The sequence below is a fragment of the Providencia rettgeri genome (genome assembly GCF_013702265.1).
In the GTDB taxonomy this organism is placed as follows: Bacteria; Pseudomonadota; Gammaproteobacteria; order Enterobacterales; family Enterobacteriaceae; genus Providencia; species Providencia zhijiangensis.
The window spans coordinates 2,721,981-2,735,561 of sequence record NZ_CP059348.1 but is presented as its reverse complement, the minus strand read 5'-3'; the positions used below and the strand labels follow the sequence as shown (position 1 = coordinate 2,735,561).

The following is a 13,581-nucleotide window of genomic DNA, read 5'->3' as shown; positions in this document are numbered from 1 at the left end:
CTTTTGTCAGTATCACTCGATTGAGTTTTACTTGGTTTTATTGCTATCTGCAGTTGCAGATGGCGCAGTTGTAGATGATATAGCTGGAGTGCGACGTTTACCGATATTTTTCTTATCGCGATGGCGTACTTTTTCTTTTTTCTTGCTTTGCTCTTCTTTTTTCTTCTCTTTACGCTTAGCCAGCACTTTCTTAGATGGTTTTGGCTTATTCAGCATCGCTTCAGAAGGCGCTTTGGTTGTTGGGCGTAATGAATCTACCACGCGCATCTTAATCGGATCTTCGATGTAGCGAGTGATTTTACCCAGTAGAGGGAAATCGTGTGCTTCAACTAAAGAAAGAGCAGTACCTTTGCGCCCAGCACGACCAGTACGGCCGATACGGTGCAAATAGACATCTGCAGTGCGCGGTAAGTCGAAGTTAAAAACATGACTGACGTTTTCAATATCTAATCCACGGGAAGCAACGTCTGTCGCAACGAGGACTTTCACTTGCCCAGTCACTAAGCGGCGAACGGCTTCGTTACGCTTCGCTTGCACCATTTCGCCTTCGATATAGCAAGGTTCAATACCAGCCTCACGCAGCCATTGAACAACTTCACGAACGCGTTCACGCTTACGCACGAAGACAATCGATTTGGTGACATCTTCTTGCTTGATAAGGTGGCACAGTAAAGCAGTTTTATGTTCTAACGTGTCAGCGCGATAGTAGAATTGTTGGATTTTCTTGCGTTCACGGCGCGAAGGATCTGCTTCAATTTCGATAGGATCTTCAAGCAAGCGCTCAGCAAAATCACGAATCGCTTCACCTTCAAGGGTAGCGGAGAACAACATAGTTTGCTTACGCCAGCGGGTTTCGCCTGCGATCGTTTCGATATCGTGCGCAAAGCCCATGTCCAGCATACGGTCAGCTTCATCGAGGATCAGAATTTCCACAGCGCGGCAATCGAAGTTTTCTTCTTTAATGTATTGCAGCAAACGCCCAGTGGTTGCGACGACGATATCTTGGTTTTCGCTGAAAACTTCAGCGTGGTTCATATACGCAACGCCGCCTGTAATGGTGGCAACGTCTAAATGATTATGTGCACACAACTCTTTAGCTTGATCAGCGACTTGCATAGCGAGTTCGCGAGTTGGTGTTAAAATCAGAACGCGAGGCGGACCTGATTTTTTTCTTGGGAAATCAAGTAAATGTTGAATGGCTGGCAATAAGAATGCCGCAGTTTTACCTGTTCCGGTTGGGGCTGAACCTAAAACGTCGCGTCCATCCATTGCAGGAGGGATGGCAGCTTCTTGGATCGCCGTCGGGCGCTCGTAACCTTTATTGGTCAGCGCGGTGATCAGGCTTTCATCAAGCTCAAGTTCAGAAAAAGTGGATGCAGTCATGATATACCTCTATTTGGGGCGCTGATTATAAACAGGTTAGCAAAATTGTTCACCACAAAAATCAGCTTTGTGCAGAGTTTACCTGTTTTTGTTGGCGGGGGGTATATAAGGAAGCGGCATTACTGATAATGCTCCCTCTTACCAAACTCTGTCGTATAGTTGGTAAGAGGGATGAAGTGGAATTAGCTGAGCATGTTAATTAACCAAGTGTGGTAAGGAATTCCCACGAGGTCGATAAGTACAGCTCCGCTTAGTGGCACAATCATAAATGCTTTCATAGAAACTTGTTTGTAGCGCTCACAGACCGATGACATGTTTGCCATTGCGTTCGGCGTTGCACCTAAACCATGTCCCATCATGCCTGAACACATTACTGCGGCATCGTAGTTTTTGCCTAACAGTCTGAAGACAACGAAAACAACGAACAGGATGATGGCAATAGTTTGCGCCAGTAAGATGATGAATAATGGCAGCGCGATAACTTTCAGTTCCCAAATCTTAAGCGACATCATCGCCATGGTTAAGAACAAGCCCAGTGAAACATCAGAAATTAAGTTGATGGATTTTTGGTTAATACGAACAATTTCAACTTGGTCGTTAATGTTGCGCACAATAATCGCGATAATCATGGCGCCTACATAGCTTGGTAAAGAGAATCCTGTGGCTTTAGTGAATTGCGCAGACGCAAATTGACCGACGACCATTACACCTAAAATCAGCGCTAACATTTTTAAGAATGCATGGGCGTCTATAGAGTCAATTTTACCTGCCAGTTTCTCTTCAACTTTCATGCTTTCAACATTATCTTCAGCTTGAATAGTGACTTTGTGTTTTTTAATTAAGTAGCTTGCGATAGGGCCACCTAATAGGCTTCCTGAAATCAGACCAAACGTTGCAGCCGCAATCGCTGCTACGGTTGCAGACTGTACGCCAAGACCTTCAGCCATACCACCAAAGGCAGCCGCACCACCGTGTCCACCTGTTAAGGAAACACCGCCAGCCATGATCCCGATAACTGGGTCGATACCTAACAAATGCGCCAAACCGGCACCAAAGGTGTCTTGGAAAATAACCAATGTCCAGCAAATTAACAGGTAAGTAATCAATAAGCGTCCGCCGCTTTTTAATACGCGGAAGCTGCCATCAATACCAACAGTTGTAAAGAACGCCACCATTAAGAATGATTGCAAGCTGGTATCGAACGTAATCTCAGCTAAATCGAAAGACTTTAATCCCCAGATAAGCAAACTGACTAAAAATCCACCAATAACCGGTGAAGGGATACAAAAACGTTGCAGCCATTCAATGCGCTTCTTGAGGTGAACACCCATTAGTAGGCAAACTACTGTCAGGAAGAGGGTGGTGAGTGTGTCGATTTGGAATGTCATATTTTTCCCTTTATTTATACCATGCCTTTCAAGCTACAGCGTTGTTGGTTTCTCTCAGGTCCCCTAGTTACATACTTATGTATGCTCCTAGGGCTACCTTCGTTCACCGCCTAGCTGTAACTCGAAATCCAAGGGTATAAATGTCTTGTTAAAGACACGATAAAATTGTTTTTCGTGCTACAGCGTTAGGGTCACGATGCTGTTTATTTTTAACTAGTTGCTTAGTTGACTAAGCTTTTATTTATATTTTGAAAGACAAGGTAAAGTTGTTTATCAGTCGTTTTATTGTGTTTGTTGTTTTTAGAATAAATATTGGTAAACCAAATAAGCGGCTAGTTTTGATGTGTGGTTATCAATATCAAATTCAGGGTTGCACTCAGCGATATCAAACAGCGCAATCTTGCCGCTGGATTTGATGACACTAAATAATTCATCAAATGTTTCAGTAGAAATACCTCGAGCGGCTGGTGCACTGACTCCCGGTGCGATACCCGCAGAGAACACATCCAAATCCACAGTGACATACAGGTAATCCACAGAATTTATAAATTGTTTAATTTTTTCAATTGCTTGCGGTAATGAGCTTGTGGTTAAGGCTTTATCGCGAATATAGTGGCAGCCTAAGCGATCCGCTGTATCGAATAACACCTTGGTGTTGCCATGATCCGCAATGCCTAAACACAGGTAGTTAAAAGGACGCTGATGTTTTGCACACAGTTGTGAGGATTGTAAAAATGGTGTACCGGATGTGGCTTCTGGGGCTTCACGTAAATCAAAGTGCGCATCAAAATTGATAATCCCAATGGTCTTTTCTGGCTGATGTTTTTGAACGAAATCGAAAACGCCTTGAAAGCTCGCAAAGCCGACTTCGTGCCCACCGCCTAAAACAATGGGTTTTTGACGCAGTTCTAACACTGAGATTATTTCATCGGATAGGCGACGCTGAGCTGTTTCTAGGTCACCATCGTCACAACTTACCGTTCCTGCATCACGGATAGCCAATGGCTGGTGGATAGGTAGCCCAGCAAGTTGACGACGAATGGCATCAGGGCCAGCTTTAGCACCTTGGCGGCCTTTATTGCGGCGAACACCTTCGTCTGAAGCGAAGCCGATAATGGCAAACTCTGCAGGTGAGCGTTGGTTGATGACTTGGTGAATGCGTAAATGTTCCTGTGTTTCACCATCAGTACGACCCTGCCATTGAAAAGGTTGTGTCATAGTTACTCCAAGTTAATCAGTTTTGTTATATTTTGGGCCGTTTGGCATGTTGCTTTAATCAGCTCATCGACGCGGTTGACGGCACGAAATTCGGGTGCCATGACAGAGACGACAGCTAAAATATCGTTGCCTTTAAAAACAGGTGCCGATGCGCCAAAAACACCAACGTCAATTTCACCAACAGAAATGCCATAGCCTTGTTGGCGGATTTGAATCAGATCCTGTTTTAATTTCTGTAAATAGTTATCGTTGTGTAGCTGCTTGGCGTGAGTTTCGAAGACCAATTCTTGATACTGTTCATCACGGTAGGCTAAAAGGGTTTTTGCGCTAGCGCCGCGGATCACGGTATTACCATGCCCAACAATAAAAGAGCAGCGTACGGCTTGTTCACTATCAATTTTATCGACACAGATAGTTTCCCGTAGGTTGGCGGTAATAATTGCCGCAGTCTCTTGGGTCTTTTTGGCCAGTGCGTGCAACTCTGATTTTGACGAGGTCATTAGCAAACTGTGGTGATAGTATTTTTCTTGAGTTTTGATACTCTGCGCACCAACGGTATAAGTGCCATATTGCTTAGAGTAAGTCACAAATTCCCAGTTTATGAGAATAGTTAAAAGCCGATAAACCGTTGAGAGAGGAATATCTAACTCTTTGGAGATGGTTTGCGGTGTGATTGGAGACGCGCAAGTCGTGACAAACGATAAGATATCTAGTGTTCTATTAATACTGTTCATGGCATCTCCTTTTTCTCGAACTTAGCAGTAAAAAAAATCACTAACAAATGATATTCTCAATACATGAGAATAATATTATTGAAAATAGATTAAATTTGCAGATTTGTGGGTTGAAATTGAGAATATTCACGCAAATCCTATTTAAACCAGAGTGGCAGTATGAGCGAACAAAAAAAGCGTTATCGAAAAGGCGGGTTTACCTTCAAGCAATTTTTTGTTGCCCATGATCGTTGCGCGATGAAGGTCGGTACTGACGGGGTATTACTCGGTGCGTGGGCGCCTCTTAATGCGACAAAATACGCGTTGGACATAGGCAGTGGGAGCGGATTAATTGCCTTAATGCTGGCTCAGCGTAGTGAGCAAGTGCAGGTTGATGCGGTTGAACTTGATGACGCCGCAGCGTTACAAGCGCAGGAAAATTTTGATGAATCACCATGGTCTGAACGGCTGCGAGTGTTCCATCAGGACATTATTACGTTTAGCGAACAGCCTAACCATCAATATGATTTAATCGTGAGTAACCCCCCTTATTTTGAACCTGCGGTGGCGTGTCGAGATGAAAAACGCGATCAAGCGCGCTATACCGGAACACTTACTCACCAAGTATTATTAGATAGCGCTAAACAATGTTTGGCACCAAATGGTATTTTTTGTTTGGTATTGCCCTATGAAGTGGGAGAGAAAGTCGAAGCGATGGCAATGGCGAGTGGTTGGAATTTAGCTTACCGCGTGCAAGTTCAGGATAAATCATATACGCCATATCATCGGATGCTATTAGGGTTGACGATTAAGATGACGGAGCCGGTTATTTCGTCTTTAACGTTGAAACAACCAGATGATAGCTATACGGATGAGTTTATTTCGTTGATCCGGCCATTTTATCTTAAGTATTAAAAGCCTATCTGCTGCTAATGCACAGATAGGCGGTGAATATTAGCGGGTTAAAACGGTTGGACCAGAATCGGGTAAAAGCTCAGGGTAGTCTAAGGTATAGTGTAAACCGCGACTCTCTTTACGTTCTAAGGCGCAACGCACCATTAACTCTGCAACTTGGACTAAGTTGCGCAGTTCCAGTAAGTTGTTGGAGATGCGGAAATTAGCATAATAGTCATTAATTTCTTGTTGAAGTAAATGAATACGACGCAAAGCGCGTTCAAGTCGTTTTGTGGTTCTTACTATCCCCATGTAATCCCACATAAATAGGCGCAATTCATGCCAGTTATGCTGAATTACAACCTGTTCATCAGAATTATGAACTCGGCTTTCATCCCATTCAGGGAGTGCAGAAATCGCAGGGATCTCGTCGATCGTTTTGATAATATTTTCTGCGGCAGCCCATCCATAAACTAGGCATTCAAGTAATGAGTTAGACGCCATACGATTGGCACCATGTAGCCCGGTATAACTCACTTCACCAATAGCATACAGATTCGGTATATCTGTCATGCCGGTTGGGTCAACAACGACGCCGCCGCAGGTATAGTGGGCTGCGGGAACTATCGGGATCGGCTCTTGGGTTAAATCTAAACCTAAGGTGAGCAACTTGGCATAAATGGTGGGGAAGTGGTTCTTAATAAAGTCTGGGGATTTGTGGCTGATGTCGAGATACATGCAGTCCGCCCCGAGGCGTTTCATTTCATGGTCGATAGCTCTGGCAACAATATCCCGCGGTGCTAATTCACAGCGCTCGTCATAATCTGGCATAAAGCGGCTGCCATCAGGGCGTTTTAAGTAAGCGCCTTCACCACGTAAAGCTTCAGTGAGTAAGAAATTACGTGCTTGCGGGTGGAATAAACAGGTTGGATGAAACTGGTTAAATTCCAAGTTCGCTACACGACAACCTGCCCGCCATGCCATGGCAATACCATCACCGGATGAGATATCGGGGTTAGTGGTATATTGATAAACTTTCGCAGCGCCACCCGTGGCTAAGACGATAGTTTTTGCTCGAATAGTCTCGACTTGTTCTTTTTGGCGATTCCAAACATAGGCACCGACAATGCGGGAGCGGGCGTTCTGTTGGGTTTTGTCTTCGAGGATCAGATCAACCGCATTGTAGCGTTCTTTGATCTGGATATTCGGGTGTTCGAAAGCAAGATTAACCAGGGTGGTTTCAACCTCTTTTCCGGTGGCATCCGCGTGATGCAGAATGCGGCGATGGCTATGCCCGCCTTCTCGGGTGAGGTGATACTGAGTTTCCCCTGTTTCGTTGACTTCAGTATCAAATAAGACGCCTTGGTCAATGAGCCACTGAACACAATGTTTGGCGTTTGATGCGATAAACTCGACGGCGCTCTTTTCACAGATCCCTGCACCAGCTACAAGCGTGTCATTTACATGGGACTCAATGCTATCTGTATCATCGAAAACGGCGGCTATTCCGCCTTGAGCATAATAAGATGCACCTTCATTGAGGGTGCTTTTGCTGAGAATAGTAACTTGATGAAAGGGCGCGAGCCGGAGTGCGGCTGATAATCCTGCGACACCACTTCCAATGATTAAAATATCAGTGTCATGCTGTGTGGATGCGTTCATAAGTGTTTGTGTGCTGTGTTTCTATAGAGAATTTTATGTTAGCCTATCGAGCTGCCTGTGACTATGTATTAATCGCATTTTGAGTTCCCAAAGAACCGTTTTATTTAGCTACACTTTAGTTATTTGGAAAATCATCGTTTATTTGGAAAAAACCATTGGCTACATGATAAGTACCAATGTGAATGAATAAATTCCACGTAATCATGCCGTAGATATGCCTGTTTTGTGTATACTATTAGGTAGTGCTCACAAGGATCAATGGGATCGATTAAGAAACTTTGATCCCATTTTTTGAAATTATTTTCGATTATTTTTGGAATAAATTGAACTTCATCAGTTTTTATTACTCGAAGTTAGGCTTGCTTAAGGAAGGGAGAAGATGAACAAGTTAAGTCATTATCAATCTGTGTTCAGGAGATGGTTCCTGGAATGAGCGAGCAGCTGACAGACCAAATATTGGTTGAGAAAGTACAAAAAGGCGATCAACAAGCTTTCAATTTACTGGTGATTAAATACCAGCATAAAGTTGCAAGTCTCGTTTCTCGTTATGTACCGCAAGCAGATGTGCCTGATGTCGCACAAGAGTCGTTTATTAAGGCTTATCGTGCAATCGGTTCGTTCCGTGGCGACAGTGCTTTTTATACTTGGCTTTATCGAATTGCTGTCAACACGGCAAAGAACTATTTAGTCGCGCAAGATAGACGTCCTCCCGCGTCAGATCTGGAAGCGAGCGACGCAGAAAACTTCGAGTCCGCCGGCGCATTAAAAGAAATTTCGAACCCAGAGAACTTAATGTTGTCTGATGAATTAAAGCGAGTTGTTTTCCGTACCATTGAGTCTCTGCCAGAAGATCTTCGAATGGCAATCACGCTACGTGAACTTGATGGTTTAAGCTATGAAGAGATTGCCGAAGTGATGGATTGCCCTGTGGGTACAGTTCGATCGCGGATCTTTAGGGCTAGGGAAGCAATTGATGAAAAAGTTCAGCCGTTGATCCAACAACATTAATTGGTTGGGTCGCGAGTTACCATTTAACTGTGAGCAATTAACTGAAGGTAATTGGGCATGCAAAGAGAGAAACTTTCCGCAATGATGGATGGTGAAGCTCTAGATTTAGAACTCATTAACACCATTTCATGTGATTCAACGTTAAAGCAACGTTGGGAGAGCTATCATCTTGTTCGTGATACTCTGCGTAATGATACAGGCGATGTCATTCATTTTGATATTGCAAGTAAAGTTGCGGCAGCGCTGGAAAATGAAGCGGTGCGAATTAATCCTCAAGCAGTTGTTGAATCACAACCAGAGCCAGCAAGCTGGAGTGGCTTCCCGTTTTGGAACAAAATTCGTCCATGGGCTAGCCAAATTACGCAAATCGGTGTGGCTGCATGTGTATCACTCGCTGTAATTGTGGGTGTTCAACAATACAATCAAAGCAATAGTGTCGATTCTACTGTGGATGATCCTGTATTTAATACCGTTCCAGTCGGACGTGGTGCGCCAGTTAGCTTAAATCTTTCAGATAGCCAATTGTTTGGTACTGAGCAACAATCTCAGCAAATCGAGCAACAAAATCAACGTATCAATGCCATGCTGCAACAGTATGAAATTGAAAGACGTTCAATGCTGAATCAGCCGCATCAAGACAGTGATAAAAATACCGCATCAGCAGGGGTTAAACTGCAATAATGAATAAATGGTTATCCGTCTTCTGCCTGACGGGCAGCCTGATTATGTCTAATCAAGCGTCGGCATCATCTACGGATGCCGATGTTCTTTTCAAAGAAATGGGAACGGCTGCCCAGAACCTGTCCTATGAAATGTCGTTTATGACATTCAATCCGCAAAATATCGTTCCAGTGCGCTATCGCCACGCGATTATTAATGGAGTCCCTATTTCTCAAATGATCCAGATGGATTCATCTCGCCGAGAGATAGTGCAAAATGGTAACCGAATTAGTTATTTTGAACCGGGATTCGATGCGTTTAGCTTAAATGGTGAACATATCATTGATAACTTACCTACGGTACTTTTTGCGGATTACCAAAAAATTCAGCCTTATTATAATTTTATCGATGCTGGTCGTACGCATATTGGTGATAGACCCGCATTAGTCATGCGAATTATTTCAAAAGACAATTCTCGATTTAATTATGTGTTATTAATCGATGAAGAAACTAAATTGCCACTGCGTGTTGATTTACTCGACAACAATAATCAAACACTGGAACAGTTTAGGGTGATTTCGACTGTTTTAGATAGCAAGAATGTACAAGATTCATTGAAATCTCTCAGTAATGTAAATTTACCACCATTATTAGTGTCGCCGAAAAACGAAAATCCATCGTTTAAATGGCGGGTGGGAATGCTGCCTCCAGGCTTTGAGGAAGTGTCTCGCTCTACGCGAAAATTAAGCGATGATGACATCATTGAAACGGCAATGTTCAGCGATGGGCTATTTACCTTTTCGGTTAATGTGACAAAAACATCGAAAGGTCCTTTACTTGATCAGCCACTGCAAAATGGTCGCCGCACAATTTACACCATGACTCAAAAGCAAAATGTGATTACGATAATAGGGGAGTTACCGCTATCAACATCCCAGTTAATTGCGAGTAGCATTCAGTTTCGGGAGTAAATCATGGTAAAAGAATGGGCAACGGTGATTAGGTGGCAGAAAGGGCGAGCATTATTGCGTTATGGCTCTTCAGCCGGATGTGGAAGTTGCAGCGCTCGTGCTGCTTGTGGTTCATATGCTTTAAATAAAATTGGGCCTAACACTGAGCACGAATTGGAAATTGAAGTTGAACAGCCTTTGGTTGTTGGACAAAAAATTGAAGTGGGTATTCCTGAAGGGAGCTTACTGCGTTCTGCGATGTTAGTCTATTTAACGCCATTGGTTGGATTGTTTTTATTTGCCGCATTGGCTCAATTAGCTGAATTTGAGCAGGTATGGGTCGCATTAGCGGGAATTTTCGGTGGGTTTGCTGGCTTTTTCACTGCGCGAGAAATGGCTTCACGTTGGCGTAATAAAATCGATTTTCAGCCAATCGTTTTACAAATAGGACTGCCCCCCGGCGAAATCAGCGTTCAAACACATTGTTGAATGCCATTGTCTCACATTATCGCCTGTAGCTAAGCTTTCACGACACAAGCTTTTTACTACAGGCGATTTTGTTTTTAGTCGTTCAAAAATGAAGAAAAACGAAGAAAAATGAAATAAGTAACTCATTCAACTTTGGCAAGTTTACAGTTGTTTTACATTGAATCTTTGTGTTAGTGGGTTCTTGTATGTAAAATGCTGCTAATTAGCAATCTTGTGATAATCATAGCATTTTAGTTTTGTGGCAAAATTTGCTCAAAACTGATTTTGTAAGGCAATTTAAAAGAAGATATTACCTTGAAAATCAAAAACATCAGAAACTTTTCGATCATTGCACATATCGACCACGGAAAATCAACGTTGTCAGATCGTATTATTCAAATCTGTGGTGGCTTAACTGACCGTGAAATGGCGGCTCAGGTTTTAGACTCTATGGATCTGGAACGTGAACGTGGTATCACCATCAAAGCACAGAGCGTAACGCTCGATTATAAAGCGGCGGATGGCGAAACTTACCAACTGAACTTTATCGACACCCCAGGACACGTGGACTTCTCCTATGAAGTTTCTCGTTCATTGGCTGCGTGTGAAGGCGCATTATTAGTTGTGGATGCAGGGCAAGGTGTTGAAGCTCAAACCTTAGCGAACTGCTATACAGCTATTGAAATGGACTTGGAAGTGGTTCCAGTCCTGAACAAGATTGACTTACCAGCCGCTGATCCTGAGCGTGTTGCTGATGAGATTGAAGACATTGTGGGTCTTGATGCCCATGATGCAGTTCGTTGTTCTGCGAAAACCGGTATCGGTGTTCAAGATGTTATCGAACGTTTAGTGAAAGAAATTCCACCACCAGAAGGTGATGGTGATGCACCGTTACAAGCGCTGATTATCGACTCTTGGTTCGATAACTATTTAGGTGTTGTTTCTCTGATCCGTATTAAAAATGGTACATTGAGAAAAGGCGACAAAGTTAAAGTGATGAGTACGGGCAACGTGTATAACGCGGATCGCCTCGGTATTTTCACACCAAAACAAGTTGACCGTGATGTGCTTAACTGCGGTGAAGTAGGCTGGTTAGTGTGCGCGATTAAAGACATCACTGGCGCCCCAGTTGGGGATACTTTAACAGGTGCTCGTAACCCAGCAGATAAAGCATTACCGGGCTTCAAAAAAGTGAAACCTCAAGTTTATGCGGGTCTGTTCCCTGTTAGCTCTGATGACTATGAAGCTTTCCGCGATGCATTGGGTAAATTAAGCCTGAATGATGCTTCCTTGTTCTATGAACCAGAAACGTCAACAGCATTAGGATTCGGTTTCCGTTGTGGTTTCCTTGGCTTATTGCACATGGAAATCATTCAAGAGCGTTTAGAGCGTGAATACGATCTCGACTTAATCACTACGGCGCCAACGGTAGTTTATGAAGTTCAGCAAACTAATGGCGAGATTGTTTATGTGGATAGTCCGTCGAAATTACCACCGCTGAATAACATCGAAGAGTTAAGAGAGCCTATCGCTGAGTGTCATATGCTGATGCCTAAAGAGTATTTAGGTAACGTTATCACTCTGTGTATTGAAAAACGTGGCGTACAAACCAACATGGTTTATCACGGAAACCAGGTTTCTTTGACCTACGAAATTCCGATGTCAGAAGTGGTGCTGGATTTCTTTGACCGTTTAAAATCAACCTCTCGTGGTTATGCTTCTTTAGATTATTCATTCAAACGTTTCCAAACGTCAGACATGGTGCGTGTGGATGTGTTAATCAACAACGAACGTGTCGACGCATTAGCGCTGATCACCCACCGTGGCAACTCGCAGTACCGCGGACGTGAGCTGGTGGAAAAAATGAAAGAGCTTATTCCACGTCAACAGTTTGATATTGCTATCCAAGCAGCAATTGGTAACCACATTATTGCTCGTTCTACAGTGAAACAGCTGCGCAAAAACGTTCTTGCCAAATGTTATGGCGGTGACGTTAGCCGTAAGAAGAAACTGTTACAGAAGCAAAAGGACGGTAAGAAACGTATGAAGCAAGTGGGTAACGTTGAACTCCCACAAGAAGCGTTCCTTGCTATATTGCACGTTGGTAAAGACAGCTAAGTTTACAAGGAGTCTTAATGGCTAACACATTTGCCCTGATCCTCACACTGGCTACGCTGGTGACAGGGATTATTTGGTGCTTAGATAAATTTAAGTTTGCGCCAGCACGTAAAGCGAAACTTAAAAAATTGCGGGAAGTAACAAACGGCTCAATGAACGAAGATGAACTCGCGAAAGCAGTTCGTCGTCCGTCGTGGCTGGAAACGGGAACCTCAATTTTTCCTGTGTTAGCCATTGTTTTGGTTGTTCGTTCGTTTATTTATGAGCCGTTCCAAATTCCATCAGGTTCGATGATGCCAACACTCTTAGTTGGTGATTTTATGTTGGTTGAGAAGTTTTCTTATGGATTGAAAGATCCTATTACTCAGACCACATTAATCGAAACGGGTAAGCCTAATCGTGGAGATATCGCGGTATTTAAATATCCGAAAGAGCCAAATGTAGACTTCGTGAAACGTGTTATTGGTTTGCCGGGGGATAAAATCATTTATAACCCAGAAGCGAAAGAGCTGACGATTTACCCTAACTGTGCAGACAATAAATGCACAGAAAAATTACCAGTTACTTATGGCCCATTAGAGCCAAGTGAATGGACAATGGTATTTGAAAATAGCTCTGTGGTTGATAATCAATATGGTAATTATCAAATCCCAGTAGACCAAGCGTTACCGAATAACTCACTGCGTCAATACGGTAGAAGTGAGAAATTAGATACCGTTACGCACCAAATTTTGACGATTAATAACTACATTACTCAATCAAAATATGTACAACCAGGTTTACCACTTAATGAGTGGATTGTACCTGAGAAACACTATTTTATGATGGGTGATAATAGAGACAACAGCTCTGATAGCCGTATGTGGGGCTTTGTTCCTGAGCAAAATTTAGTGGGCCGTGCGGTGTTTATCTGGTTAAGTTTAGATAAACAAGAGAACGAATGGCCTACAGGTATTCGCTTTAGCCGAATTGGTCCTCTATAATTCATTTCAGACAATGCGGGTTTTCATGAGAAAACTCGCATTATCATAAGCATTATTATTTTACCCAGTGTACAATAATGTTGTTTTAAACATTATTGACTTCCTAATTATTAACTATCCTCGTTAAATTCCGATA

At 43.1% G+C, this 13,581-nt stretch carries 12 protein-coding genes; 7 read left to right on the top strand and 5 right to left on the bottom strand.

Features of this window, described 5'->3' with window-relative positions:
- Positions 1-27: 27 nt before the first annotated feature.
- The 4 genes from srmB to H0913_RS12505 all read right to left on the bottom strand — a co-directional run bounded on the left by srmB (position 28) and on the right by H0913_RS12505 (position 4,723).
- A complete protein-coding gene (gene srmB, locus H0913_RS12520) occupies positions 28-1,383 on the bottom strand; it encodes an ATP-dependent RNA helicase SrmB (RefSeq protein WP_154639208.1) in 1,356 nt (451 codons plus the stop codon).
- Positions 1,384-1,565: 182 nt separating this feature from the next.
- Complete coding sequence (gltS, locus tag H0913_RS12515) at positions 1,566-2,771, bottom strand: sodium/glutamate symporter (RefSeq protein ID WP_154602639.1); 1,206 nt, start codon at positions 2,769-2,771, stop codon at positions 1,566-1,568.
- 300 nt (positions 2,772-3,071) lie between these two features.
- Entirely contained in the window at positions 3,072-3,989 is a 918-nt protein-coding gene (gene hutG / locus H0913_RS12510) for a formimidoylglutamase (protein WP_181477347.1), read from the bottom strand.
- 2 nt (positions 3,990-3,991) lie between these two features.
- A complete protein-coding gene (locus H0913_RS12505) occupies positions 3,992-4,723 on the bottom strand; it encodes an IclR family transcriptional regulator (protein ID WP_181477346.1) in 732 nt (243 codons plus the stop codon).
- Between the two features lie 159 nt (positions 4,724-4,882).
- Between H0913_RS12505 and trmN the strand changes: the two genes are divergently transcribed.
- Entirely contained in the window at positions 4,883-5,617 is a 735-nt protein-coding gene (trmN, locus tag H0913_RS12500) for a tRNA(1)(Val) (adenine(37)-N(6))-methyltransferase TrmN (protein WP_181477345.1), read from the top strand.
- Between the two features lie 39 nt (positions 5,618-5,656).
- Here trmN and nadB read toward each other — a convergent pair whose 3' ends face one another.
- Entirely contained in the window at positions 5,657-7,258 is a 1,602-nt protein-coding gene (nadB, locus tag H0913_RS12495) for an L-aspartate oxidase (protein ID WP_154639209.1), read from the bottom strand.
- 429 nt (positions 7,259-7,687) lie between these two features.
- Here nadB and rpoE point away from each other — a divergent pair, with 429 nt between their 5' ends.
- The 6 genes from rpoE (at position 7,688) to lepB (ending at position 13,445) form a co-directional block, all read left to right on the top strand.
- Positions 7,688-8,266, top strand: coding sequence for an RNA polymerase sigma factor RpoE (rpoE, locus tag H0913_RS12490; protein WP_006661282.1), 579 nt, complete (start codon positions 7,688-7,690; stop codon positions 8,264-8,266).
- 57 nt (positions 8,267-8,323) lie between these two features.
- Positions 8,324-8,947, top strand: a complete 624-nt coding sequence (gene rseA, locus H0913_RS12485) for an anti-sigma-E factor RseA (RefSeq protein WP_154602644.1) — start codon at positions 8,324-8,326, stop codon at positions 8,945-8,947.
- A complete protein-coding gene (gene rseB / locus H0913_RS12480) occupies positions 8,947-9,897 on the top strand; it encodes a sigma-E factor regulatory protein RseB (RefSeq protein ID WP_154639211.1) in 951 nt (316 codons plus the stop codon). Before rseA ends, rseB begins: the two co-directional genes overlap by 1 nt.
- A 3-nt stretch (positions 9,898-9,900) precedes the next feature.
- On the top strand, positions 9,901-10,365 hold the full coding sequence (gene rseC, locus H0913_RS12475) for a SoxR-reducing system protein RseC (RefSeq protein ID WP_154602646.1): 465 nt from the start codon (positions 9,901-9,903) through the stop codon (positions 10,363-10,365).
- A gap of 300 nt (positions 10,366-10,665) precedes the next feature.
- A complete protein-coding gene (gene lepA / locus H0913_RS12470) occupies positions 10,666-12,462 on the top strand; it encodes a translation elongation factor 4 (protein ID WP_181478773.1) in 1,797 nt (598 codons plus the stop codon).
- Positions 12,463-12,479: 17 nt separating this feature from the next.
- Positions 12,480-13,445, top strand: coding sequence for a signal peptidase I (gene lepB, locus H0913_RS12465; RefSeq protein ID WP_132495604.1), 966 nt, complete (start codon positions 12,480-12,482; stop codon positions 13,443-13,445).
- The last annotated feature ends 136 nt before the right edge of the window (positions 13,446-13,581 follow it).